Annotated in this window: 22 protein-coding genes and 1 pseudogene; 6 read left to right on the top strand and 17 right to left on the bottom strand. The window is 69.7% G+C overall.

Annotation, left to right across the window (positions count from 1 at the left end):
- Window positions 1-16 precede the first annotated feature (16 nt).
- Window positions 17-988 (top strand): EamA family transporter, encoded by a 972-nt coding sequence (locus tag AMK34_RS22655; RefSeq protein WP_073847161.1) that lies wholly within the window; start codon window positions 17-19, stop codon window positions 986-988.
- Here the strand turns inward: AMK34_RS22655 and AMK34_RS22650 are convergent.
- Window positions 965-1,555, bottom strand: coding sequence for a DUF305 domain-containing protein (locus AMK34_RS22650; RefSeq protein WP_038516533.1), 591 nt, complete (start codon window positions 1,553-1,555; stop codon window positions 965-967). The two genes, AMK34_RS22655 and AMK34_RS22650, sit on opposite strands and share 24 nt — an antisense overlap.
- 152 nt (window positions 1,556-1,707) lie before the next feature.
- On the opposite strand from AMK34_RS22650, the gene AMK34_RS22645 reads away from it, so the two are divergent.
- The gene (locus tag AMK34_RS22645; RefSeq protein WP_073846714.1) at window positions 1,708-3,117 is read left to right on the top strand and encodes an amino acid permease; all 1,410 of its coding nucleotides are present in this window, start codon (window positions 1,708-1,710) and stop codon (window positions 3,115-3,117) included.
- Here AMK34_RS22645 and AMK34_RS22640 read toward each other — a convergent pair.
- The 6 genes from AMK34_RS22640 to thyX all read right to left on the bottom strand — a co-directional run bounded on the left by AMK34_RS22640 (window position 3,047) and on the right by thyX (window position 10,492).
- Window positions 3,047-4,606, bottom strand: coding sequence for a VWA domain-containing protein (locus AMK34_RS22640; protein ID WP_073846713.1), 1,560 nt, complete (start codon window positions 4,604-4,606; stop codon window positions 3,047-3,049). The genes AMK34_RS22645 and AMK34_RS22640 overlap by 71 nt on opposite strands.
- A gap of 335 nt (window positions 4,607-4,941) precedes the next feature.
- Entirely contained in the window at window positions 4,942-6,639 is a 1,698-nt protein-coding gene (locus AMK34_RS22635; protein WP_073846712.1) for a ribonuclease J, read from the bottom strand.
- Window positions 6,636-7,649 carry a 4-hydroxy-tetrahydrodipicolinate synthase gene (dapA, locus tag AMK34_RS22630; protein ID WP_037343102.1) on the bottom strand — a complete coding sequence of 338 codons (1,014 nt, stop codon included), beginning with the start codon at window positions 7,647-7,649 and terminating at the stop codon, window positions 6,636-6,638. The genes AMK34_RS22635 and dapA overlap by 4 nt, the downstream gene beginning before the upstream one ends.
- A gap of 110 nt (window positions 7,650-7,759) precedes the next feature.
- Window positions 7,760-9,265: a serine/threonine-protein kinase gene (locus tag AMK34_RS22625; protein ID WP_073846711.1), complete on the bottom strand. Its 1,506-nt coding sequence runs from the start codon at window positions 9,263-9,265 to the stop codon at window positions 7,760-7,762.
- 82 nt (window positions 9,266-9,347) lie between these two features.
- Window positions 9,348-9,740 (bottom strand): ACT domain-containing protein, encoded by a 393-nt coding sequence (locus AMK34_RS22620; RefSeq protein ID WP_016332627.1) that lies wholly within the window; start codon window positions 9,738-9,740, stop codon window positions 9,348-9,350.
- Window positions 9,740-10,492 carry an FAD-dependent thymidylate synthase gene (gene thyX / locus AMK34_RS22615; protein WP_005156312.1) on the bottom strand — a complete coding sequence of 251 codons (753 nt, stop codon included), beginning with the start codon at window positions 10,490-10,492 and terminating at the stop codon, window positions 9,740-9,742. Before thyX ends, AMK34_RS22620 begins: the two co-directional genes overlap by 1 nt.
- 133 nt (window positions 10,493-10,625) lie before the next feature.
- On the opposite strand from thyX, the gene AMK34_RS22610 reads away from it, so the two are divergent.
- Window positions 10,626-11,150 carry a toxin-antitoxin system HicB family antitoxin gene (locus AMK34_RS22610; RefSeq protein WP_073846710.1) on the top strand — a complete coding sequence of 175 codons (525 nt, stop codon included), beginning with the start codon at window positions 10,626-10,628 and terminating at the stop codon, window positions 11,148-11,150.
- A gap of 11 nt (window positions 11,151-11,161) precedes the next feature.
- Complete coding sequence (locus AMK34_RS22605) at window positions 11,162-12,079, top strand: DUF4097 family beta strand repeat-containing protein (RefSeq protein WP_073846709.1); 918 nt, start codon at window positions 11,162-11,164, stop codon at window positions 12,077-12,079.
- A 73-nt stretch (window positions 12,080-12,152) separates the two neighbouring features.
- Here the strand turns inward: AMK34_RS22605 and AMK34_RS22600 are convergent, their stop codons facing one another.
- Together AMK34_RS22600 and AMK34_RS22595 are read right to left on the bottom strand one after the other, a co-directional pair.
- Entirely contained in the window at window positions 12,153-12,638 is a 486-nt protein-coding gene (locus AMK34_RS22600) for an HAD domain-containing protein (protein WP_073846708.1), read from the bottom strand.
- A 181-nt stretch (window positions 12,639-12,819) separates the two neighbouring features.
- Window positions 12,820-14,040, bottom strand: coding sequence for a winged helix-turn-helix domain-containing protein (locus AMK34_RS22595; RefSeq protein WP_073847160.1), 1,221 nt, complete (start codon window positions 14,038-14,040; stop codon window positions 12,820-12,822).
- Window positions 14,041-14,099: 59 nt separating this feature from the next.
- On the opposite strand from AMK34_RS22595, the gene AMK34_RS22590 reads away from it, so the two are divergent.
- On the top strand, window positions 14,100-14,660 hold the full coding sequence (locus tag AMK34_RS22590) for a GNAT family N-acetyltransferase (protein ID WP_083649967.1): 561 nt from the start codon (window positions 14,100-14,102) through the stop codon (window positions 14,658-14,660).
- An 18-nt stretch (window positions 14,661-14,678) separates the two neighbouring features.
- Here the strand turns inward: AMK34_RS22590 and AMK34_RS43555 are convergent.
- A pseudogene (locus tag AMK34_RS43555) lies at window positions 14,679-15,029 on the bottom strand (GtrA family protein); the annotation flags it as partial.
- Window positions 15,030-15,283: 254 nt separating this feature from the next.
- On the opposite strand from AMK34_RS43555, the gene AMK34_RS22580 reads away from it, so the two are divergent.
- Window positions 15,284-15,805: a YqaA family protein gene (locus tag AMK34_RS22580; protein WP_037343090.1), complete on the top strand. Its 522-nt coding sequence runs from the start codon at window positions 15,284-15,286 to the stop codon at window positions 15,803-15,805.
- Between the two features lie 53 nt (window positions 15,806-15,858).
- Here the strand turns inward: AMK34_RS22580 and AMK34_RS22575 are convergent, their stop codons facing one another.
- The 7 genes from AMK34_RS22575 to AMK34_RS22545 form a co-directional block, all read right to left on the bottom strand.
- Window positions 15,859-16,308 carry a tetratricopeptide repeat protein gene (locus tag AMK34_RS22575; protein ID WP_037343089.1) on the bottom strand — a complete coding sequence of 150 codons (450 nt, stop codon included), beginning with the start codon at window positions 16,306-16,308 and terminating at the stop codon, window positions 15,859-15,861.
- A complete protein-coding gene (gene dapB, locus AMK34_RS22570; RefSeq protein ID WP_073846706.1) occupies window positions 16,305-17,051 on the bottom strand; it encodes a 4-hydroxy-tetrahydrodipicolinate reductase in 747 nt (248 codons plus the stop codon). Before dapB ends, AMK34_RS22575 begins: the two co-directional genes overlap by 4 nt.
- Window positions 17,048-18,412, bottom strand: coding sequence for a M16 family metallopeptidase (locus AMK34_RS22565; protein WP_016332618.1), 1,365 nt, complete (start codon window positions 18,410-18,412; stop codon window positions 17,048-17,050). Before AMK34_RS22565 ends, dapB begins: the two co-directional genes overlap by 4 nt.
- Before the next feature lie 97 nt (window positions 18,413-18,509).
- A complete protein-coding gene (locus AMK34_RS22560; protein WP_073846705.1) occupies window positions 18,510-20,759 on the bottom strand; it encodes a polyribonucleotide nucleotidyltransferase in 2,250 nt (749 codons plus the stop codon).
- A gap of 237 nt (window positions 20,760-20,996) precedes the next feature.
- Window positions 20,997-21,266, bottom strand: a complete 270-nt coding sequence (gene rpsO, locus AMK34_RS22555; protein ID WP_003084034.1) for a 30S ribosomal protein S15 — start codon at window positions 21,264-21,266, stop codon at window positions 20,997-20,999.
- A 128-nt stretch (window positions 21,267-21,394) separates the two neighbouring features.
- Window positions 21,395-21,904: an RNA 2',3'-cyclic phosphodiesterase gene (gene thpR, locus AMK34_RS22550; RefSeq protein WP_073846704.1), complete on the bottom strand. Its 510-nt coding sequence runs from the start codon at window positions 21,902-21,904 to the stop codon at window positions 21,395-21,397.
- Window positions 21,901-22,383, bottom strand: coding sequence for a helix-turn-helix domain-containing protein (locus AMK34_RS22545; protein WP_038516575.1), 483 nt, complete (start codon window positions 22,381-22,383; stop codon window positions 21,901-21,903). Before AMK34_RS22545 ends, thpR begins: the two co-directional genes overlap by 4 nt.
- Between the last annotated feature and the right edge of the window lie 52 nt (window positions 22,384-22,435).

The following is a 22,435-nucleotide window of genomic DNA, read 5'->3' as shown; positions in this document are numbered from 1 at the left end:
CCTCTACCCTCCGGCCGTGACCGCCGAACTCGCCGCCGCCCCCAGCCAGCACGTCGCGCATCGCGGCCGGGGCATCACGCTGATCCTGCTCGCCGCGCTCTTCTTCGGCACGTCGGGTGTGCTGGGCAAACCGGCGATGCAGGCCGGGTTGTCGCCGGAGCAGGTCGCGGCGATCCGCATCGGGCTGTCGGCGATCGTGTTGCTCGCGCTGGTCGCAGTCTTCCGGCCGAAACTCCTCAAAGTCACGAAGAACGAGTGGCCGCTGCTGCTCGCGTACGGCTCGCTCGGTGTCGCGGGCGTCCAGCTCATGTACTTCCTCTCGGCGGGCCGGATCCCGGTCGGGATCGCGATCCTGCTCGAGTTCACCTCGCCGGTGCTGATCGCGCTGTGGGTGCGGTTCGTGCGCCGGGTGCGGCTGCCGCGGGCGATGTGGGCGGGGATAGCGCTGGCGATGACGGGGCTCGTGCTGGTCGCGCAGGTCTGGGAGGGGCTCAGCCTGGACGTCCTCGGGTTGCTCGCCGGGCTCGGCGCCGCCGTCTGTTCGGCGGGCTACTTCCTCCTCGGCGAGCGGGGCGTCGCGGACCGGGATCCGCTCGGCATGGTCACCTGGGGGATGACGATCGGCGCGGTCCTGGTGTGCGCGGTCGCCCCGCCGTGGGCGATCCCGTGGGGTGTCCTCGACGCGCCGACGACGTTCGGGCCGTGGGAGCCGCCGGTGTGGTCGCTACTGATCGCGCTGGTGCTGATCGCGACCGTCCTCGCCTACGCGACGGGAATGGCGGCGCTCCGTCATCTCCCGGCGTCGGTGGCGAGCGTCGTCGGGCTGGTCGAGCCGCTGATCGCCGCCGCCGCGGCCTGGCTTCTGCTAGGCGAGGCGCTCAGCTGGATCCAGGCCGCCGGCGCGGTGGTGCTGCTGACCGGCGCGTACGTCGTCCAGCTGAATTCGAACGTGGTCCAGACGGACTCAACCCTGCTGGAAGCCCCGTAGGTCGCCGATCTCCTGCTGCTGCGAACGCGAAGTCGTCGCGGCGAGGTCGCGAGCGTCGGGGTTGCGGCCGTGCTGGGTCTCGGCGTCGGCGATGCGGACGCCGGCCTCGCGCTGACGCAGCAACCGCGTGACGAACTGGCGGTCGAAGTCCTTTCCGGACAGTCCGGCCAGTTCCGCCATGTCGCCGGGACTGACGTACCCGTCGCGCTGGACGTGTTCGAGGTTCGGGTCGTCGGGCGCGGGCTGCCCCCACGCCTCGATGAGCCCGGAGAGCCGCGCGATCTCCGGTTCGTGCGTGTCGATGATCCGCTTCGCGAGCACCTTCAGCTGATCGTTCGCCGCGCGGGTTTCCGCCAGGGAAGCCAGATCCATGCCCTGCTGGTGATGCGCGAGGGCCTGCCGCGCGAAGGCGACGTCGGCGTCGTTGAACGGGACGGCGGCCTGCTGCGCCACCGGCGACGACCCGGGCGGCGCCGTCTGCGACTGGGGCGCCTCGTCCGAGCAGCCCGCGAGCGCGACGGCGGCCAGGGCGACGGCGGGCAGGAACCGGAGGACGGCGTGCGGCATCGAAGAGCTCCTCGGAACGCGCGGTGGAGTGCCTAGGTTGGCAGAGTCCACATCGGCCTGTTCACCTGGGGTTGCGCAAACACTTTTCCTCCCGACCTCGCGGTGCGACAATCCCGCGATCCGCCGCCGCTCCGACAGGAGGTAACCGCGACATGGACTCCGGAACCACGCGCGAACGGCCGGGACTGCGCCCGGACCTGCGGCAACGGCACGTGCGGATGATCGCCCTCGGCGGCATCATCGGCGCGAGCCTGTTCATCGGCAGCGGCGCGGTCATCCACACCGTCGGCCCGGCGGCCGTCCTCTCCTACGCCATCGGCGGCCTGATCGTCGTGCTGGTGATGCGGATGCTCGGCGAGATGGCGACCGCCTCGCCGTCGCAAGGGTCCTTCATGGAGTACGCGCGGACGTCGCTCGGCGGCTGGGCGGGCTTCACCGTCGGCTGGCTGTACTGGTACTTCTGGGTCGGCGTGGTCGCGTTCGAGGCGGTCGCCGGGGCGAAAATCCTCCAGACCTGGATTCCCGTTGTGCCGCAATGGATCTTCTCGCTTGTGCTGATGCTGCTGCTGACCGCGACGAACCTCGCCTCCGCCCGTTCGTTCGGCGAGACGGAGTTCTGGCTCGCGTCGGTCAAGATCGCCACGATCGTGGTGTTCCTCGTGGTGGGCATCCTGTTCGTGCTCGGGGCCTGGCCCGGCGGTTCGTTCTCGGTCGGCAACATCGCGCAGGACGGTTTCCTCGCCAACGGCCCGTTCTCGGTGGTGCACGGGGTGGTGATCGTGATCTTCTCCTACTTCGGCGCGGAGATCGTCACCATCGCCGCCGCCGAATCGCGGGAACCCGAGACCGCCGTGCGCAAGGCGACCTCGTCGATCGTGTGGCGCGTCATCGTGTTCTACGTCGGCTCCGTGACCCTGCTGGTGATGATCACCGGCTGGCGTGACATCCCGACCACGACCAGCCCGTTCGCCGCCGCGTTCGGCCGGTTCGGCATCCCCGCCGCCGAGACCGTGGTCAGCGCGGTGGTGCTGACGGCCGTGCTGTCGGTGCTGAATTCGGGGCTGTACACCGCTTCCCGCATGTTGTTCGCGTTGCGCGGCAACGGCTGGGCGCCGAAGTGGATCGCGGACACGAACCGGCGTGGCGTCCCGTGGAAGGCGATCCTGGTGTCCACTTCGGTCGGTTACGTGGCCGTGGTGATGAATTTCGTGTCCCCGGACAAGATCTTCTACTTCATCATCAACTCCGCCGGCGCGGTCGCGTTGTTCGTCTACGCGATCATCGCGGGTTCGCAGCTGCGGATGCGGCGACGTCTGGAGGCCGAGGCGCCGGAACGGCTGAAACTGCGCATGTGGGGTTACCCATGGCTGAGCTGGCTCACCCTCGCCGGGACGCTGGCCGTGGTCGCGTCGATGTTGTTCGTGGACGACGACACGCGGGCCCAGCTCTACCTGAGCCTGATCAGCCTGGCGGTGATCCTCGGCGTGTACTTCATCCAGCGCCGGCGATCCGGCCGAGAGCCCCGTAAAACACCTCTTCGATCTTCGCGGGATCACGGCTGAGGAAGGCCTGTCCGCCGGCGGGCGCGACGAGCTGCCCGAGTTCGGTCTCGTCGGCGTCCGGGCCGATCCCGATGGCGATCACCGGCACCGGCCGCTCCCGGTCGCGCAGCTTTCCCAGCTCGGCCACCAGGTTCTCGCGGCTGATGCCGCCGGGATCGGTGTTGCGGCCGTCGGTCATCACGATGACGAGGTTCAGCTTTCCCCGCTCGAATTCCTTGTGCGCCAGCCGGTAGATGTCGAGGACGCTGTCGTAGAGCCCGGTCTGCCCGTCCGGTACGGCGCGGACGGCGCGCAACCGATCGACCGCCGCCAGCTGTTGCCCGACCGGGGCCATCGGCAGGATCTCCCGGTAGTCCCGCTCACCGTCCACTTTGGTCGCGAAGGCGAGAAAACGGACCTGTGACTTGGATTTGAACAAGTGAAGGGCGTTCTCCGCCGCCTCCAGCGTGATCGCCAGGCGGGATTTCCCGGTTCCCGGGACCGGCGCGCTCATCGAGCCGGAGACGTCGATCAGCACCTGGACCCGGGCGCTCGCGTTCACCCCGGCCCAGTGGCTGAGCGCCTTGTCGACTTCGGCGGCCGCCGGGATCTCGCTACTGCGCTGTCCGTGCGCCTCGACGCGTCGATCGGTTTCGGTCAGCCGCAACGCTTGCCCGCCCGGGGCACGCAGCTCGGACCGCGTGCCGGTCGCGGCGCCGTAGAGCAGGGCGCGTTTGAGCTCCGCGACGGCCTCGGCCTGCCGCGGGGTCGCCCCCGCGAGCTCGACGAACGGATAGTCGAGCGCCATGGCCGCGGGCGAGTACGCGGCCACCAGCGCGGTCTCGCCTTCGGAAAGTCCGGAATTGTGCCGTAGCACCGCGTTCTCCGCCGCGGGGAACACCGTCGCACCCGAAGTGGTGGCGGAGAACTTCCGGAGCAAGGCGACGTACGCGGCGGCCGGGTCCGAGTCATCCTCCGTGACCTCGCGGAGTGCCAGCAGCGCCGAGACTCCGACGGGATCGCGTGCCGGATCCGGCATTCCGGCGACGATCCCGGCGTGGCCCAGCACTTCCGGCCACGTCAGCGGCTCGCGGGGCCAGCCGAGCGCCCGCGCGACCGGTTCCGCGACCGCGAGCACCACCGGGGAACTGGCGATCGACGGCCCCGACGGCGGAACACCGGTGGCCCGCCTCAGGAACAGCGTCGACGACGGGATCCAGGCCTGAGGCTTGGGCGCGGTTCCGGAGAGCTCCTTCGCCATCTGAAGGGATTCCCGGGGCTGGACGTCGAACGCGACACACGCGAGATCGAGGGCGTCCGCCGCTTCCGCGACGGCGGGGGCGATGTCGGGTGACGCGGCGACGACCACCCGCGTGGTCTCGCAGTCGGGTTCGGACCGCGCCATGGCCACGGCGACCCAGGTGGCCGCGCCGAGCACGGCCGCCAGCGCGAGCGCCAGCAGCGGGAGCAGTATCCGTCTTCGGGTCCGGCTGGTGGCGTGGCGTCCCATCGGCTCTCCCGGCATGGGGCTCGAGGAGCGTCCGAGGGTACGCCGACAGCACCCCTAGGGGAAGGCTACGACTTTCGGCGTAGAGAAACCCTACCGAGGCGGGAGGTGCGCCGACGCGGCTCGCGAAACACTTGCCCGGTAAGGAAAACACTCGAAACCGGGGGAATTCGTGATGAACCGGCCCACCCGTGCGGAACAGCGCAAAGCGCGCAACGCCCTCTTCGGCCAGGCGATCACGGTCGCCTTCGCACTGCTGCTCGCGGCCGCCACTCGCGCGTGAAGGCCCCCTTTCCTCGGCTGAGCCGAGGGAAGGGGGCCTTCACGCGCGTTCGGGACTAGACGGGGATGACCGTCGGCACGATCATCGGGCGGCGCCGGTAGGTGTCGGCGACCCAGCGGCCGACGACACGGCGCACGGCCTGCGCGATGCGGTGCGTGTCGGTGATGCCCTCGGCCTCGGTCCTGGCGAGTTCCATCTCCACCATCGGGACCACGGCGTCGAGCGCCTTCGGGTCGTCGGAGAACCCGCGTCCGGACACCGTCGGACGCGTCACCGCGCGGCCGGTGCTGGTGTCCACGGCGACGGTGATGGCGATGAAACCGCCCTCGCCGAGCACGAGCCGGTCGGACAGGGTCGACTCGCCGACGTCGCCGACCGAGAGGCCGTCGACGTACACGTGCCCGACCTCGACCCGGCCGGTCCGGATGGCCTTGCCGTCGACGAGGTCGACCACGACACCGTCCTCGGCGATCACCACGTTCTCCGGCGCGACACCGGTGCGCACGGCCAGTTCCCCGTTGGCGCGCAGGTGTTTCCACTCGCCGTGCACCGGCATGACGTTGCTGGGGCGCACCGCGTTGTACAGGTACAGCAGCTCGCCCGCCGACGCGTGCCCGGACACGTGCACCTTGGCGTTGCCCTGGTGCACGACGTTCGCGCCGAGCCGGGTGAGGCCGTTGACGACCCCGAAGACCGCGGTCTCGTTGCCCGGGATCATCGAGCTGGCCAGGACGACGGTGTCGCCGGCACGGATCGAGATCTGCCGGTGTTCGCCGCGCGCCATGCGCGACAGCGCCGACAGCGGTTCGCCCTGCGAACCGGTCGACACGAACAGCACCTTGCCCTCGGGCAGGTCACTGGCCTGGTCGAGGTTGACCAGCAGACCGTCGGGCACGTTCAGCAGGCCGAGATCGGCCGCGATACCCATGTTCCGGACCATCGACCGGCCGACGAACGCGACCCGGCGCCCGTGCCGCACGGCCGCGTCGAGCACCTGCTGGACCCGGTGCACGTGGCTCGCGAAACAGGCCACGATGACCCGCTGGCCGACCTTGCGGACGACGTCGTCGAGCACCGGGCCGATGTCGCGTTCCGGCATGACGAAACCGGGCACCTCGGCGTTGGTCGAGTCGACGCAGAACAGGTCCACGCCCTCGTCGCCGAGCCGGGAGAACCCGGCGAGGTCGGTCAGCCTGCCGTCGAGCGGGAGCTGGTCGAGCTTGATGTCGCCGGTGTGCAGCACGACCCCCGCGGGCGTGCGGATGGCCACCGCGAGCGCGTCCGGGATCGAGTGGTTGACCGCGAAGAACTCGAGGTCGAACCGGCCGACCTTGCGTCGCTCGCCCTCGCGGACCTCGATCAGGTTCGGCCGCTGGCGGTGTTCCTTGGCCTTGGCCGCGAGCAGCGCGTTCGTGAACCGGGAGCCGTAGATCTTCAGGTCCGGCACGAGCCGCAGCAGGAACGGGACGGCGCCGATGTGGTCCTCGTGCCCGTGGGTGAGGACGAGACCGTCGATGTCCTCGAGGCGGTCTTCGATCGCGCGGAAGTCGGGCAGGATCAGGTCGACGCCGGGCTGGTCGTCCTCGGGGAAGAGCACCCCGCAGTCGACGATCAGCAGACGGCCGTCGAATTCGAAGACGGTCATGTTGCGGCCGACTTCGCCGATCCCGCCGAGCGCGACCACGCGCAAGGCGCCTTCGGGCAGCGCGGGCGGCGGGGTGGTCGGTCCGGGTCCGGTTGGCAATGAACTCACCGAGGCATGGTCCCTACGCTGGTATGTGAGGTCGGCGCCGTGTAGGCCGCCGCTGAATCTGCTTGTGCCACTCGTGCACCATGCCAGTCACTGGCGGCGCTTTCCCCGAGCGGCACGCCCCCCTGGGCGAGATCGGCGGAAATCGCCTGGAGCTGCTCGTCGCTCGCGGCCACGATGGGCAGCCGCGGGTCGCCGATGTCGAATCCGCGCAGCTTCAGGGCCGCCTTCGAAAAGGCGACCCCGCCGACGCGGGACATCGCCCGCAGGACCGGCAGCATGCCGCGGTGGTTGGTGCGCGCGGTGGAGGTGTCGCCGGACTCGTAGGCGTCCATCATGCCGCGGATGCGGCCCGCCACGACGTGCCCGATCACGCTGACCACGCCCGCGCCGCCGACCGAGACCCACGGCAGGTTGAGGCCGTCGTCACCGGAGTAGTAGGCGAGCTGCGAGTTCGCGATGACCTCGGAGCCGGCGATCAGGTCGCCCTTGGCGTCCTTGACCGCGAGGATGCGCGGATGCTCGGCGAGCCGCAGCAGCGTGTCGACCTCGATGGGCACGATCGAGCGCGGCGGGATGTCGTAGAGCATCACCGGCAGGCCGGAGGCGTCGGCGACCGTGGTGAAATGCGCGTAGAGCCCGGCCTGACTGGGCCGCGAGTAGTACGGCGTGACGACGAGGATGCCGTGGGCGCCCGCCGCTTCGGCCTGCTTCGCCTGCTCGATGCTGTGCGCGGTGTTGTTCGTGCCCGCCCCGGCGACGATCGTCGCGCGGTCACCGACGGCTTCGACGACGGCGCGGACCAGCTCGGCCTTCTCGGCGTCGGTGGTGGTGGGGCTCTCCCCCGTCGTGCCGTTCACGACGAGACCGTCGTTGCCCAGTTCCACGAGGTGTTCGGCCAGCTCCTGCGCCCGCTTCAGGTCCAGCGCCCCGTCGGCGTCGAAGGGGGTGGCCATCGCGGTGAGCACGCGCCCGAACGGTCTTCCCGGCGCTGCGGTAGGTGGAGTGGACATGCTGTGAAGGTACCTCCTGCGAGCGCCGAACCCTTGCCGACGTGGTCGTTCCCGTCGAATGCGGGAGATTTTCCGCGACGAAGGCGAACTCGGCGCAAACTCTCTGTGAGCTATTTGACCTTGGTCGTGATCTGCGAGGGGATCTGGCTCCCGTCGGTCTTGGCGAGCAGGCAGTAGTAGCCCCGCGAGTAGGTGCGGTCTTCCTCGCCGGGCGGCCGCTTCCACTCGGCCTCGGTCGGGACGAGCGCCCGCCAGGTCAGCGTCGCCCGCTGCGCCGCGGGCACGACGTTCGAGTTGAAGGTCGCCGAGCAGGTCGCCTCGGCGATCCGGTTGACCGTTTCCGCGCCCGGGTATTCGGCGATCTTCGCGTCGTCGTCGCTGGGGGACTCGACTTCGAGCAGGGCCCGCTTGGAGAAGATCTCCAGCAGGTGGTCCTTGTCGCAGCTGACCCCGTCGTTCAGGTTGATGCCCTCTTTGAGCGGCACGTTGTAGCAGTCCCCGGACGAACCGAGCTTGACCTGGCCGTTGATGCCGTAGGTCAGCGTCGGCTGCGCCTGCGAACTCCCCTCGGGCGCGGCCATCCAGCGGCCGAGGAAGATCCCGCCGACCAGCGCGCCGATCACGGCCACCGCGGCGAGGCTGAGCCACAGTGGGCGCAGGTTGCGCTTCGCCTCGGGCGCCGGGGCGAGCCGGGTCATCGGCTGGCCGGACTGCGGCATCATCGCCGTGCCGCCCGAGGGCGGCGTGGGCTGGGCCTGCACGCCCTGCGCGGCCGCGAGCAGGCTGCGCACCTGGTCATACGACATCCGCGCCTCGGGTTTGGTGACCAGCAGGCCGAGGATCGCGGCGGCCAGCGGGCCCTGGACCCGGGTCAGGTACGGCGCCTCGGTCATGATCGCGTGCAGCGTCGCCGCGGTGGTCGACCGTTCGAACGCGACGATGCCTTCCGCGGCGAAGAACAGCGTCGTGCCCAGCGACCAGAGGTCGGATTCCGGCATCGCGTCACGGCCCTCGACCCGTTCCGGCGCCATGAACGCGGGCGAGCCGACGATCATGCCGCTGGTGGTCAGGCGCGGGTCGTCGGCGGCGTGCGCGATGCCGAAGTCGGTGAGCTTCACCCGGCCGTCCGGCGCGACCATGATGTTCGCGGGTTTGACGTCGCGGTGCACGATCCCGGCGGCGTGCGCGGCCCGCAGCGCGGACAGCACCCGCTCCCCCACCAGCGCGATCTGCTGGGCGGGCAGCGGACCGCGGTCGCGCACCAGGTCGGCCAGCGTCGGCGCCTCGACCAGCTCCATCACGATGTAGGTGGCGCCGTTCTCGGTGACGACGTCGTACACGGTGACGACGGCCGGATCGTTGAGACGGCCGCCGGAGCGGACCTCGCGCAGCATCCGCTCCGACAGCACCGAGGCGTCCTCGGGGGCGTTCGGGAACTTCAGTTCCTTGATCGCCACCTGGCGGCCGATCACCTGGTCCTGCGCACGCCAGACGATGCCCATCCCGCCGCGGCCGAGCTCGCCCAGCAGGGCGTATCGGCCGGCGACGATCCGCGCGCCGGTGGCCTGCTGCGTCTGCTGGGGCGGCCCGTACGGACGGGTCTGTTCGTCGGTCAAGGTTCGGTGCTCCTTCGGTTCGCGCAGGATGCTAACTCGGACCCGTTCGCGTCCCGAAAGGTTCCTTCGCCCGGCTGATGGATCAGACCGTGACCTCGTGCCCGGCCTCCCGGAGCGCCTTCACCGCGCGCTCCAGTTCGGCGGCCCGGACCAGCACGTGGTCGGTGTCGAATGTGGACATCGAGAACAGCGCCACGCCGGCGGCGGCGAGCTCGCTCGACAACGCCGCGATGATGCCGGTCAGCGTGAACGCGAGCGGTCCGCGGACCGACAGCAGCCGCCAGCCGTCCTCGACGGTGGCCCCGGCCGGCGCGAGACCGGCCGGGCAGATCACCGACAGCTCTTCCGGCGTCCGTGTGAGGGAGATCAGCACGGGCTCGCCGGGGTCGAGCAGGTTCGCCGGAACCGGCGCGTCCGGGGCGAGGCGGGCGACCGCGTACTCGCCGGGCCGGACGTCGATCGCGAGGCGTCGCATCAGCCCTCGAGAACCTTCGGGCTGGACGCGACCTCGGTGCCGTCGGGCAGCGCGGAGATGGTGAAGTCCGCGAAGACGTTGCCGGAGGCCTTCTGCAGCTCGCGCAGGCAGTCGATGGCCAGGGCGCGGATTTCGACGTCGGCGTGCTCGGTGGCGCGCATCGCGATGAAGTGCCGCCAGGCGCGGTAGTTGCCGGTGACCACGATGCGGGTCTCGGTCGCGTTCGGCAGCACGGCTCGGGCGGCCTGGCGGGCCTGCTTGCGGCGCAGGGTGGCGCTCGGCACGTCGGCGAACTTCTCCTCCAGCCCGGCGAGCAGTTCGGTGTAGGCGTCGACCGCGGCCTGCGAGGCGGCGAGGAACTTCGCGTGCAGCTCCGGGTCCTGCGCGATGACGTCGGGCTCGACGAACGCGGCGTCGCGCTCCGGCACGTAGCGCTGCGAGAGCTGCGAGTAGGAGAAGTGACGGTGGCGGATCAGCTCGTGCGTCAGCGACCGGGAGATGCCGGTGATGTAGAAGCTGACGGAGCCGTGCTCCAGCACCGACAGGTGGCCGACGTCGATGATGTGCTCGAGGTAGCCGGCGTTGGTGGCCGTCTTCGGGTTCGGCTTCTTCCAGGACTGGTAGCAGGCCCGGCCCGCGAATTCGGCCAGCGCCTCACCACCGTCGGCATCGGTCGACCACGGTACGTCGGACGGCGGGAAGAACTCCGTCTTCGCGATCAGTTGAACCTTGGGTGACACGGTCTCGGCCACGTTCGCACTCCTTTTCGACCCCTGCTCCACGACTCCGGGCAGCGTAACCGCAAGCAGGTTTGACGCCGGGGCGACATCACGGTGACGTCAGGTCTCCTTGACGTGACATCACAAGTGACGTCATAGTGGTGTCATGGATCTGACGCCGTACATCACAAGCCTTCGCGAGGACCTCGCGAACACGGCTTCGGCCGGCGACGAGCAGACGCGGCGCGCTGCCGCGCTGCTGTCGTCAGCGCTGGAGCCCGCCGCCCGGCTGACCATCATGAACGCCCTCGCCGACCTCGCCGCCGAAGTGACCTCGGCGCTGCCGGGGCACGTCGTCGACGTCCGGCTCGACGGCCGCGACGTGCGCGTCGTCGTCACGGGGGCGGGTGAGGGCGCCGAGCAGTCCGCGCCCCGCACCGAGGCGCCGCGGGAGACCCCGCGCGCGCCCAAGGTGGACACGGGCGACATCACCCGGATCACCTTGCGCCTGTTCGAGCAGGTCAAGGGCCAGGCCGAAGCCGCGGCCGCCTCGCAGGGCGTTTCGCTGAACACGTTCGTCTCGCAGGCCGTCCAGGGCGCGCTGGGCAAGAGCGGGAGCGAGCACTGGCAGCACAAGCAGAAGCCTGGCGGCGGTGCCGGTTCGCACCTGCACGGCTGGGTCCAGGGCTGAGGGGGACGGACATGACCGAGGAAAGCATTCCCGCCGGTGAAGAGACCGTGCGCGTCGAGGACTTCGAGGCCGAGGGCCCCATCGAGGTCGACGTGAGCGTGGCCATCGGCCGGGTGACCATCGAACTGACCGACGGGAACGGGGTCCACATCGAGGTCCGCCGGGACGGCGGCGAACAGCAGCCGTGGGTGGACGGCATGACGAGCCTGCTCAGCTGGGTCGGGGAACGTTTCGGCGACCAGCTCGGCGGTTCACCGGTGGGGTCGGCGGGCGCCGTGGGTGACGCCGTGGCGCAGACGCGGATCGAGAAGGTCGGCAACCGGCTGGTCGTCCAGGCGCCGAAGGCCTGGCAGCTGAAGAACGTCCCGCTCGCCGTGACCGTGCAGGCGCCCGCCGGTTCGCATCTGGAGGTGCGGGCCGGGGCGGCCGACGTGACGGTCACCGGCTCCGCCGGACGGGCCGACCTCATGACCGGCGCGGGCAAGATCGCGCTCGAACGAGCCAACGGTTCGGCGATCGTCCGCACCGGCACCGGCGACATCAAGCTCGGGCCGACCCTGTCCGGTCTCCAGCTGCGCACCGGCAGCGGCTCCGTCGAGGCGGCGTCGGTGAGCGGTTCGGCCACGGTCGCGACCGGCACAGGTGACGTCTGGCTCGGCGAGGTCGCGGGCGAGGTCCTGGCGCGCACCGGCAGCGGCTCCCTCTCGGTGGCGGACGCCGCTTCCGGGACGCTGGAACTGACCACCGGATCGGGTGAGGTCCGCGTCGGGATCCGCGGCGGTGTCCAGGCGGAGATCGACCTCTCGTCGACGACCGGATCGGTGTCGAGCGAACTGGAGGTCGCGGAGAGCGCGCCTTCGGAGGTCTCGCTGAAGGTGCGGGCGCGCACCGGCACGGGTGACGCGGTGGTGACCAGCGCGGCCGGCTGAGCCGCGGTCTGCAGGGGGATCGAGGGACCTTTGCTCGCACTTTTCCACGGGGGTGGGAGCAAAGGTCCCTTGCTCATTTCAGGTGCTCGCGAACGGCCGCCAGATGGACATCGGTGATACCCGTGCGCGGATCGACCCGCACCAGGTGCGTGACCATCCCGTCCCGCCGGGCCAGGAACGCGTCCCTGGCGGCGGGATACAGGTCGAAATCGTCATCCAGCCAGACGAGAGGGCGCGGCTCGGCGTAACGGGCGACGGCGTCGAACTTCCAGCCGCTGTCGACGTTCGCGCAGTCCACGGCGGGAAGCGTGGGCAGGCCGATGGCCGGGCCCACCATGGTGTTCGCCTGGTGCCCCCAGGTGGTCGCCCAGACCAGCTCCGCGTTCCCGGCCGCGTCGAGCAGCGCCGTCCCGTGGCCCGGGTTGAGCCACATCCGCAGTGGATGCCGCCGGCTCCAGCCCCGGATCCGGAACTTGTGCTCGACGAATCCCGGCGGTTTGGGCTTGGCGGCGAACGGGTTCAGTGGGCCGTCGACGTCGAGGAACAGGACCGGCCGCATCGGGCCATGATGCCTGAGGGCGCTGCCCTCCACTCACGAATCGGCCGTTGATGAAGGATTCGGGACGTTGAGTGTCCCGAATCCTTCATCAACGACCTCCCCGCGAGAGGCGCCGACGCTATGAAAGGTCCTTTCCTTGCAAATTTTGCAAGGAAAGGACCTTTCATAGCGTTCGCGAAGCTCAGCGCACGAGGCGTGAGAGCACCGGAGCGAGATCGCCCCGCTCCCCCACCGCGACCCCGTCCAGCCCCTGCCATTCCGCCATCAGCCGCAGCTCGCCCGCCAGCTCACTGGCGACCCGCGCGACATCCACCCCAGGCTCGGCGAAGGCTCCCTGGACGCGAAGCACCCCGGCGGCGCGATCGCATTTGAGGTCGACCCGGCCGACGAGTTCGCCGTCGAGCAGGAACGGGAACACGTAGTACCCGTAGATCCGCTTCGGCTCGGGCACGTAGATCTCGATGCGGTAGAAGAAGTCGAAGATGCGCTCGGTGCGGGCGCGTTCCCAGATCAGCGGGTCGAAGGGCGACAGCAGCGCTCGGCCGGTGACCGACCTCGGCGCCTTCGCCGCGACGTGCCGGTACGCCGGGGCGGGCCAGCCGTCCACGGTCACCGGTTCCAGCACACCCTCCTCGACCAGTTCCGCCACCGCCCGCTTGCTGACGTCGGGGCCCAGCCGGTAGTAGTCCCGCAGATCCGGTTCGGTGCCGATGCCCAGCGCCACGGCCGCGCGGGTGATCAGTTCGCGGGCGCCTTCCTCCGGGCTCACGGTCCGCGAAAGGATCTCCGGCGGGACGACGCGTTCGGTCAGGTCGTACAGCCGCTCGAACGACCGGCGCGTGCCGGTGGTCAGCTGCCCCATGCCGAAGAGCCACTCGCAGGCCTTCTTGACCTCGGACCGCTCCCACCATGAACCGGGCCTCGAACCGCCCGACTTGCCCTCCAGCGCGCGCTCGATGCCGCCCGCGCCGATCGGTCCCTGTTCCTTGATCACGGTCAGGATGTCGTCCACCAGCTGCGGCGTCTGGTCCAGCACGCGCGCGTAGTTCGTCCACCAGCCCATGCGCTTCGCCCCGGACCGCAACAGCGGCCAGTCCGCCATCGGCAGCAGGCTCGCCTCGTGCGCCCAGGATTCGACCAGCATCCGGGGTTTGCGCGCCGAATGGGACCAGGCCGCGTCGTCCACCAGCGTGGGCTCGTACGCGCCGAGCCGGGAGAACAACGGCATGTAGTGCGCGCGGACCGCGACGTTCACCGAATCCAGTTGCAGCAACTGGATCCGCGACAGGACGCGCTGCAGATGCCTCCTCGTCACCGCTCCACCGGGACGCGCGTCGGCGAACCCTTGTGCGGCCAGGGCGATCCGGCGCGCGACCGGACCGCTGATGGTCGTAGTGCTCATCGTGCGCATGCTGCCATCCACCACCGACAGTTTTCGGCGACACCGATAATCTGCGCAGTATGGCCGCCGCCGAAGTCCGCCCAGCAGTCGTGTCCGACGCCCCCGAGATCGCCCGCATCCAGCGCGATACCTGGCGAAGCGCCTACACGGAGCTGCTCGGCGAAGCGGCTGTCGCCGGGCTCGACATCGAGGAGCTCGAAAAGACCTGGACCGAGACGATCGAGTACCCGGGCACACGTGTCTTCCTCGCCACCGAAGGCGAGTTCACCGTCGGCTTCTGCGTCGTCGGCCGCGCGCCGGTGAGCGAGGTCGCCACGGCCGACGGATCGCTGCCCGACGACGCTTCGACGACGGCGCTCATCGCCTCGCTGCTGGTCGAGCCGCGCTGGGGACGCCGAGGGCATGCGGGACGGTTGCTGGCGAACGCGTCCGCCTGGCTGCGCGAAGACGGCGCCACCCGCGGGATCAGCTGGGTCGCCCAGACCGATCACGCGTCACTGGGTTTCTTCCGCCGCGCGGGCTGGTCGCCCGACGGGACCGTCCGCATCCTCGACACCGGAAGCACGAACGTGCGCGAAGTCCGGCTCACCGGCGGGCTCGACCTCGAGCTCACTCCCTGACTTCGCGAACACGACCCAGCGCATCACCGAGTACATGAACACGCCTTCGCACGCCCCGGCGATGAGCCGGGACAGGCGGTAGTCGACGCCGAGCGCGGCCAATCCCGCGCCGACACCGAGCAGGAACGCCACGTAGTTGATGACGATCGCGATGACGTACAGCACCGCCTGCCTGCCGACGGGCGCGTGCGAACGGAAGTTCATGCTGCGGTTCAGCACGAAGCTCAGCCCGAACGCCGTCGCGTAGGCGAGCGTGATCGCCAGCCACACCGGCAGGCCGAGCCAGCCGCGGAGCAGGGTCAGCAGGATCAGGTCGACCCCGAAGGTGAACCCGTTGATGAGCGCGAAACCGAGGAAACTCGGCGCCACCAGCCGGGAAAGCCCGAAGGGGAGGCGCCGCACCACGGCCGCGCAGAAGTCGGCGAAGCGATCCGCGAAACCCTTGCCGCGGACCGCGTCGTGCACGTCGGCCACGGCTCCAGCATGGCAGCGGCAAGTGGCCGCGAGCCGACGAACAGGTGATCTTCTGGTGCGGCCCCGAGGCCGGGAACGGGGGCTGGCCCCAGTGCGTCCAGGTTTTCAGCTGATAACTTGGAGAGAACGAAGATAACGGGGAGGCAACGATGGTGGGCTGGTTGCTCCTGTCGTTCGGCGTCGCCTTCGGCTCCGCGATCCTCCCCGTGGTCAGCATCGAGATGTTCCTCATCGGCCTGTGCGCGAGCCAGCCGACGCTGCCGTGGCTGCTGCTCGGCGCCATCGTCGCGGCCGGTCAGGTGGGCGGGAAGACGCTCTACTACCTCGCCGCGAAGGGCACGATCAAGCTGCCGAAACCGCTGCACGACCGCCTGCACCGCGAGCGGCCGCCCACCCCGCGCCGGGAACGGTGGCGGGCGCGCACCAAGAAGATGCGCGCCCGGCTCGACGCCTTGCGCGAGCGGTGCCATCGGCATCCGCATTGGATGGCGGGCACGTACGGGGTGAGTTCGGTCGTCGGCCTGCCGCCGTACATGGCCACGAGTGTGCTCGCGGGCCTGGTGCGGATGCCGCTGGCGACCTTCCTGGCCACCGGTTTCGTGGGCCGCTGGCTGCGGTTCAGCCTGCTGGCCGCCTCCCCCGCCTTGTTCGCGGGCTGGTTCCACTACTGACCTCACGCATTTAGTCCTCTGGATGCGTGACGCGAACTCCCGCATTTAGTCCTCTAAGTGCGGGAGGCGGCTTCGAGTTCCACGGCGCGCCGCATGGTCGCACGGGCCCGTTTCCGGTCCCCGGCGATCTCGTACGCGTACGCCAGCCGGTACCAGACGCGCCAGTTCTCCTGATCCGCCTCGACCTCGGCGCGGCGTTCGTCGAACCAGGCGTCCGCGGCGTCGCGGTCCACCCGGCCCGAGGGCCGCCGCGGCAGATCGGAGACGTCGGGAAGGCCGCCTTCCTCGTCCAGCCGCCGCGAGAGCCGCTGGATCTGGACGCCGGAACGCCACGTGGTGACGATGATCCAGATCCCGAGCACCGGCAGCAGCAGGACGCCGATGCCGAAGATCACCGGCACCGTCTCGCCGGTGCGCAGCAACGCGATGGCCCGGCCCGCCAGCAGGACGACGTAGACGGCGAGCGCCGCCGTCATCACCAGCGCGAAGTTGCGGGCCCTCACAGGTCGAGGATGTTCTCGAGACCGACCGTCAGGCCGGGCCGGGTGAGCACCGAACGGACACCGAGCAGCACACCCGGCATGAACGACGTGCGGTGCAGCGAGTCGTGCCGGATGGTCAGGGTCTCCCCCTCGCCGCCGAACAGGATCTCCTCGTGCGCCACCAGCCCGGGGAGCCGGACCGAGTGCACGCGGACGTCGTCGACGAGCGCGCCGCGGGCACCGTCCACTTCGGACGTCGTCGCGTCTTCACCGGGAGCGAGACCGGCTTCCGCGCGGGCCTCGCCGATCAGCCGCGCGGTGTGCGCGGCGGTGCCGGAAGGCGCGTCGGCCTTGCGGTTGTGGTGCAGTTCGATGACCTCGGCCGAGTTGTAGAACCGCGCCGCCTGCTGGGCGAACCGCATCGCCAGCACCGCGCCGAGCGCGAAGTTCGGCGCGATGAGCACGCCGAGCGACGGGTCGGCCGCGAGCCACGAGCGCAGCTTCTCCAGCCGCTCCTCGCTGAACCCGGTGGTGCCGACCACGGCGTGGATCCCGTTGCCGGTCAGGAACTCGAGGTTGCCCATCACCGCTTCGGGGTGGGTGAAGTCGACGACGACCTGCGCCTGCTTGAGCGCCGCGAAGTCGTCACCGGCGTCGAGCGCGGCGACGAGTTCCATGTCGTCGGCGCCGTTGACGGCGTTCACCACTTCCTGGCCCATCCGGCCGCGTGCGCCCAGCACGCCGACGCGAATCCCAGCGGTCATGATGCGATCACCTCGTGCAGATCGTCCGGAAGGTCGTCGGCGTGAGCGTACGGCCCGACCACCGCCGCCGCCGACACGCCACCAGGGCGGGCGAGCAGAGTGCGAGCGAGCGCACAGACCTCTTCGGTGGTGACGGCGTCGATCCGCGCCACCGTGTCGTCGACGCCGAGATAACGGCCGTAGTTCAGTTCGTTCTTGCCGATCCGCGACATACGCGACGAGGTGTCTTCGAGGCCGAGCACGAGCCCGCCCCGCAACTGCCCCTTCGCCCGCGCGACCTCGGCTTCGCTCAGCCCGTCCTTGCCGACGAGTTCGAGCACCTCGCGGATCACGCCGGCGACCTCGCCGAGCTTCTCCGGCTGGCAACCCGCGTACACGGCCATGTGCCCGGCGTCGGCGTAGCTCGCGACGGACGAATACACCTGATACGCCAGGCCGCGCTTCTCGCGGACCTCCTGGAACAGGCGCGAGCTCATCCCGCCGCCGAGCGCGGCGTTGAGCACCGACTGCGCGAACCGCCGGTCGTCGTGCCGCGACAGCGAACGCAGGCCGAGCATCACGTGCGCCTGCTCGGTGTCGTCGGTGTGCAGCGCGAGTTTCGGCGCCATCGCGATCCGCGCCCGCCCGCCCCGCGGCGGGACGGGTGTCGCCGTTCCGGTCAACCGGTTCCGCAAAGCCTTGCGCACCAAGCGAAGCACCTGGCCGTGCTCGATGTTCCCGGCGACCGCGAGCACCATCCGCGGCAGCGTGTAGCGGCGCCGGTAGAACCCGCGCAACGCCGAAGCGGACATCTCGACGATGGACTTCTCGCTGCCGAGCACCGGACGGCCGAGCGCGTGGTTGCCCAGGATCGCGCCGACGAACGTCTCGTGCAGCAGGTCTTCGGGGTCGTCGTCGCGCATCGAGATCTCTTCGAGCACGACACTGCGCTCAGTCTCGACGTCCTTGTCCGTGCACAGCGCCTCGAACACGACGTCGGTGACGAGGTCCATCGCCAGCGGCAGATCCTCGTCGAGCACCTGCGCGTAGTAGCAGGTGTGCTCCTTCGCGGTGAACGCGTTGAACTCCCCGCCGACCGCGTCGATCTCTTCGGCGATCTGGGTGGCGTCCCGGTTCGTGGTGCCCTTGAACAGCAGGTGTTCGAGGTAGTGCGCCGCGCCCTCGACCGACGACGGCTCGTCGCGCGATCCGACGCCGACCCACAGCCCGACCGTCACCGAACGGGACGCGGGGACGTGTTCGGTGATGACCCGGAGGCCACCGGCCAGCACACTGCGCTTGACCACCGCGCCGTCCGAAGTGGACTCCAGCGTGCGGGTGCTGCCGACGGGCTGTTCGTGCCCGGGAACCTGACGAGCCAACGGATTCCTTACTCACATGTCAGGAAAGGGTCGTTCAGGACGATAAATGTCCTGAACGACCCTTTCCTGACGTTTCACATCGGTCTAGCCAGGACTACTACGCGTCGGCCTTCGGGGCCTCGGCCTTGTCACCCTCGGCGGGCTTCTCGGCGGCTTCGTCTTCCTTGACCACGATCAGGCTGATCTTGCCGCGGTTGTCGATGTCGGCGATCTCGACGCGGAGCTTGTCGCCCACGTTGACCACGTCCTCGACCTTGGCGATCCGCTTACCGTTGCCCAGCTTCGAGATGTGCACCAGGCCGTCCTTGCCCGGCAGCAGCGAGACGAACGCGCCGAACGCGGCCGTCTTCACCACGGTGCCGAGGAAGCGCTCGCCGACCTTGGGCAGCTGCGGGTTGGCGATGGCGTTGATCTTGTCGATCGCCGCCTCCGCCGACGGGCCGTCGGCCGCGCCCACGTAGATCGTGCCGTCGTCCTCGATGGAGATGTCGGCGCCGGTCTCCTCGGTGATCGAGTTGATCATCTTGCCCTTCGGGCCGATGACCTCGCCGATCTTGTCCACCGGGATCTTCACGCTGGTGACGCGCGGCGCGTACGGGCTCATCTCGTCCGGGCCGTCGATCGCCTCGGCGATGACCTCCAGGATGGTGAGGCGAGCGTCCTTCGCCTGCTTCAGCGCGGCCGCGAGGACCTCCGACGGGATGCCGTCGAGCTTCGTGTCGAGCTGCAGCGCGGTGATGATGTCCTTGGTGCCGGCGACCTTGAAGTCCATGTCGCCCATGGCGTCTTCGGCGCCGAGGATGTCGGTCAGCGCGACGTAGCGGGTCTCGCCGTCGACCTCGTCGGAGATGAGGCCCATGGCGATACCGGCGACCGGCGCCTTCAGCGGGACACCCGCGTTCAGCAGACCCATGGTCGAGGCGCAGACCGAGCCCATCGAGGTGGAGCCGTTGGAGCCCAGCGCCTCGGAGACCTGGCGGATCGCGTACGGGAACTCGTCCCGCTTCGGCAGGACCGGCACGAGGGCGCGCTCGGCGAGCATGCCGTGGCCGATCTCGCGCCGCTTCGGCGAACCGACGCGGCCGGTCTCGCCGGTGGAGAACGGCGGGAAGTTGTAGTGGTGCAGGTACCGCTTCGTGGTCTCCGGGGAGAGCGAGTCGATCTGCTGCTCCATGCGGAGCATGTTCAGCGTGGTGACGCCCAGGATCTGCGTTTCTCCACGCTCAAAGAGTGCGGAACCGTGCGCCCGCGGGATCACGGCGACCTCGGCGGCGAGCGACCGGATGTCGGTCAGGCCGCGGCCGTCCATACGGATCTTGTCCGTGAGGACGCGCTTGCGCATGATCTTCTTCGACAGGGCCTTGAACGCCGCGCCGATCTCCTTCTCGCGGCCCTGGAAGGCTTCGCCCTCGCCCAGGCCGATCTTCTCCAGCACCGCGGCCTTGACCTGGTCGGTCGCGTTGTCGCGGTCCTGCTTGCCCGCGATGGTCAGGGCGTTCGCGAGGTCGTCGGTCGCGATGGCGGCGACGGCGTCGAAGGCGTCCTGCTCGTAGGCGAGGAAGACCGGGAACTCGCCGGTCGGCTTGGCGGCCAGCTCGGCCAGCTGCTGCTGGGCCTCGCACAGCACCTTGATGAACGGCTTCGAGGCCTCGAGGCCCTCGGCGACGGCGATCTCGTCCGGCGCCTTGCCACCGGCGGCGATCAGGTCGAGCGTCTGCTCGGTGCCCTCGGCCTCGACCATCATGATGGCGACGTCGTCACCGACGATACGGCCGGCGACCACCATGTTGAAGGTGGCCTCTTCGAGCTGCTTCCAGGTCGGGAACGCGACCCACTGGCCGTCGATCAGCGCGACGCGGACGCCGCCGACCGGGCCCGAGAACGGCAGGCCGGCGATCTGCGTCGAGGCCGAGGCCGCGTTGATCGCGAGCACGTCGTACGGGTCGTCCGGGTTGAGGCTCTGGACGGTGATGACGACCTGGATCTCGTTGCGGAGACCGTCGGCGAACGACGGGCGCAGCGGCCGGTCGATCAGGCGGCAGGTCAGGATCGCGTCGGTCGACGGGCGACCTTCGCGACGGAAGAACGCGCCGGGGATGCGTCCGGCGGCGTACATCCGCTCCTCGACGTCCACGGTCAGCGGGAAGAAGTCGAAGTGGTCCTTCGGGTGCTTCGACGCGGTGGTCGCCGAGAGCAGCATGGTCTCTTCGTCGAGGTACGCGACGACGGCGCCGGCGGCCTGACGGGCCAGGCGGCCGGTCTCGAAGCGAACGGTGCGGGTGCCGAAACGGCCGTTGTCGATCACGGCTTCGGTTTCGTGCACGGTGACTCCGGTGGAGTCGGTCATAGGGTGTATCTCCTCTTTTGATCCTCTGTAACGGCGCGAGTCTCCCACCCTGGGACCTGTTTCGCCTGCGGACGCTCGAGGAGTGAGGCCGGTCTTCGATCGAAGCCCCCGGGCCGTTGCCCGGGAACCACTACCGAGGACCGGCGGACGGTTCCTCGTGCGCGCTCGCGCCGCGTGTTTCCTTGTACTTGGACCGAGGGGGAGCGACCGATGTGGTCACTCCCCCTCGGGTTCAAGCTATCGGCGCAGGCCGAGGCGCTGGATCAGCGCACGGTAACGCTCGATGTCCACCTTCATCACGTAGTTCAGCAGCCGGCGGCGGCGGCCGACCAGCAGCAGAAGCCCGCGACGGGAGTGGTGGTCGTGCTTGTGAGCCTTGAGGTGCTCGGTGAGGCCGACGATGCGCTTGGTCAGCAGCGCGACCTGGGCCTCCGGGGATCCGGTGTCCGAGTCGTGCACGCCGTACTCGGCAAGGATCGACTTCTTCTCTTCGGTGGACAAAGCCACAGTGGTGCTCCTAGATACTCTGTGCCGTGCGGCCCGGACGATGCTTCACGCCGGGTGAGACGGTCACGGCCGCCACGGACTGCAGCCGGACCCAATCATCGAGGTTACCAGCCTCGTGATCAGCGGCTTCAGTCGCGGGCGTGGTTCAACACGTACGACCGGATCACCCGGTAGCGCGAGACGCCCTGCTCACGGTCACTGCTCATCAGAACGGCCTCGGTCGCCGTCCAAGTCTCACTGGTGAACCCGGCCAGCCGCTCCTCCCACGCGCTCGCGGCGTCCGGCCGGTCGCGGGGGAAGCGGGCCAGTGTCAGGTGGGCCACGTACGGCCTGCCCTCACTCTCCGCGCCGGCCTTGATGGCCAGCTCGTGGAGCCCGGTTCCGGACACACTCAACCACAGGACCCCGGGGAATGTCGCGGCCTTTTCCAGCCGGAGGTCGAGCGGGCCCGCGTCCGCCAGCCGTCCGGCGAGCCAGTCGCCTCGTTCCGCCGGGTCGTCCGCGCCGTAGAAACCGAGGGTGACGTGCCAGTCCTCCCGCGGCGACCAGCGGAAACCGTCGCCTCCGGGAGTGCCCACCGCGGCGGCGACCTGGTCGAGGACGCCGTCCGGCGGGATCAGCGCGCTGAAGAGGGTCACGAGCCGTTCTTGGCCGCCCGGCGCAGCAGGTCCGCCAGCGACGGGAAATCCTCGTCGAGCAGCTTCGCGGCCTCGGTGAGGTCTTCGTCCTCGCCGATGTCCCGCAGCGCGACGAGCACGCCCTGGTCGTCGGCGACGGCGCCGACCGGGATGCTGTCCCGGCCCACCGTCGGCCGCGAGTCGCGGACGTCTTCCAGCGCTTCCTGCATGGCTTTGCGGTCGCCCGCGGCGACCGCGGGGACGAGCACCTTGCGCTCCAGCATGATCATCTTGGCGAGGACGACCGGGTTCCCGATCTTCGCGCGACGGCCGCTCATCACCTGGCTGAGCATGGGGGCGCTGATGCCGAGGACCTCGGCGAGGAAGGCCTGGGAGATGTCGAAGGCGACGACCAGTCTCCGCACGCGATCGCCGAGCGGTTCCCCGTACCACTCCTTCTGCAGCGCTATGTTCCGCTGGACGATCTTGTGGTCCTCCACCTGGTCCGCTCCCCTAACCCCATCGAACGCCATGCGCGCGGTCCGTGACATC

It is taken from the genome of Amycolatopsis sp. CB00013, from assembly GCF_001905755.1.
GTDB lineage: Bacteria > Actinomycetota > Actinomycetes > Mycobacteriales > Pseudonocardiaceae > Amycolatopsis > Amycolatopsis japonica.
Note: the sequence above shows the minus strand (reverse complement) of the source record. Positions and strands in the feature narration are given on the sequence as shown.

Excerpts from the sequence above, each read along its gene's own strand:
- AMK34_RS22650 (WP_038516533.1), bottom strand. The coding sequence starts at position 1,555 with ATGCCGCACGCCGTCCTCCGGTTCCTGCCCGCCGTCGCCCTGGCCGCC.
- AMK34_RS22645 (WP_073846714.1), top strand. The coding sequence starts at position 1,708 with ATGGACTCCGGAACCACGCGCGAACGGCCGGGACTGCGCCCGGACCTG.
- AMK34_RS22640 (WP_073846713.1), bottom strand. The coding sequence starts at position 4,606 with ATGGGACGCCACGCCACCAGCCGGACCCGAAGACGGATACTGCTCCCG.
- dapA (WP_037343102.1), bottom strand. The coding sequence starts at position 7,649 with ATGTCCACTCCACCTACCGCAGCGCCGGGAAGACCGTTCGGGCGCGTG.
- AMK34_RS22620 (WP_016332627.1), bottom strand. The coding sequence starts at position 9,740 with ATGCGACGCCTCGCGATCGACGTCCGGCCCGGCGAGTACGCGGTCGCC.
- AMK34_RS22610 (WP_073846710.1), top strand. The coding sequence starts at position 10,626 with ATGGATCTGACGCCGTACATCACAAGCCTTCGCGAGGACCTCGCGAAC.
- AMK34_RS22605 (WP_073846709.1), top strand. The coding sequence starts at position 11,162 with ATGACCGAGGAAAGCATTCCCGCCGGTGAAGAGACCGTGCGCGTCGAG.
- AMK34_RS22600 (WP_073846708.1), bottom strand. The coding sequence starts at position 12,638 with ATGCGGCCGGTCCTGTTCCTCGACGTCGACGGCCCACTGAACCCGTTC.
- AMK34_RS22595 (WP_073847160.1), bottom strand. The coding sequence starts at position 14,040 with ATGAGCACTACGACCATCAGCGGTCCGGTCGCGCGCCGGATCGCCCTG.
- AMK34_RS22590 (WP_083649967.1), top strand. The coding sequence starts at position 14,100 with ATGGCCGCCGCCGAAGTCCGCCCAGCAGTCGTGTCCGACGCCCCCGAG.
- AMK34_RS22580 (WP_037343090.1), top strand. The coding sequence starts at position 15,284 with ATGGTGGGCTGGTTGCTCCTGTCGTTCGGCGTCGCCTTCGGCTCCGCG.
- dapB (WP_073846706.1), bottom strand. The coding sequence starts at position 17,051 with ATGACCGCTGGGATTCGCGTCGGCGTGCTGGGCGCACGCGGCCGGATG.
- AMK34_RS22560 (WP_073846705.1), bottom strand. The coding sequence starts at position 20,759 with ATGACCGACTCCACCGGAGTCACCGTGCACGAAACCGAAGCCGTGATC.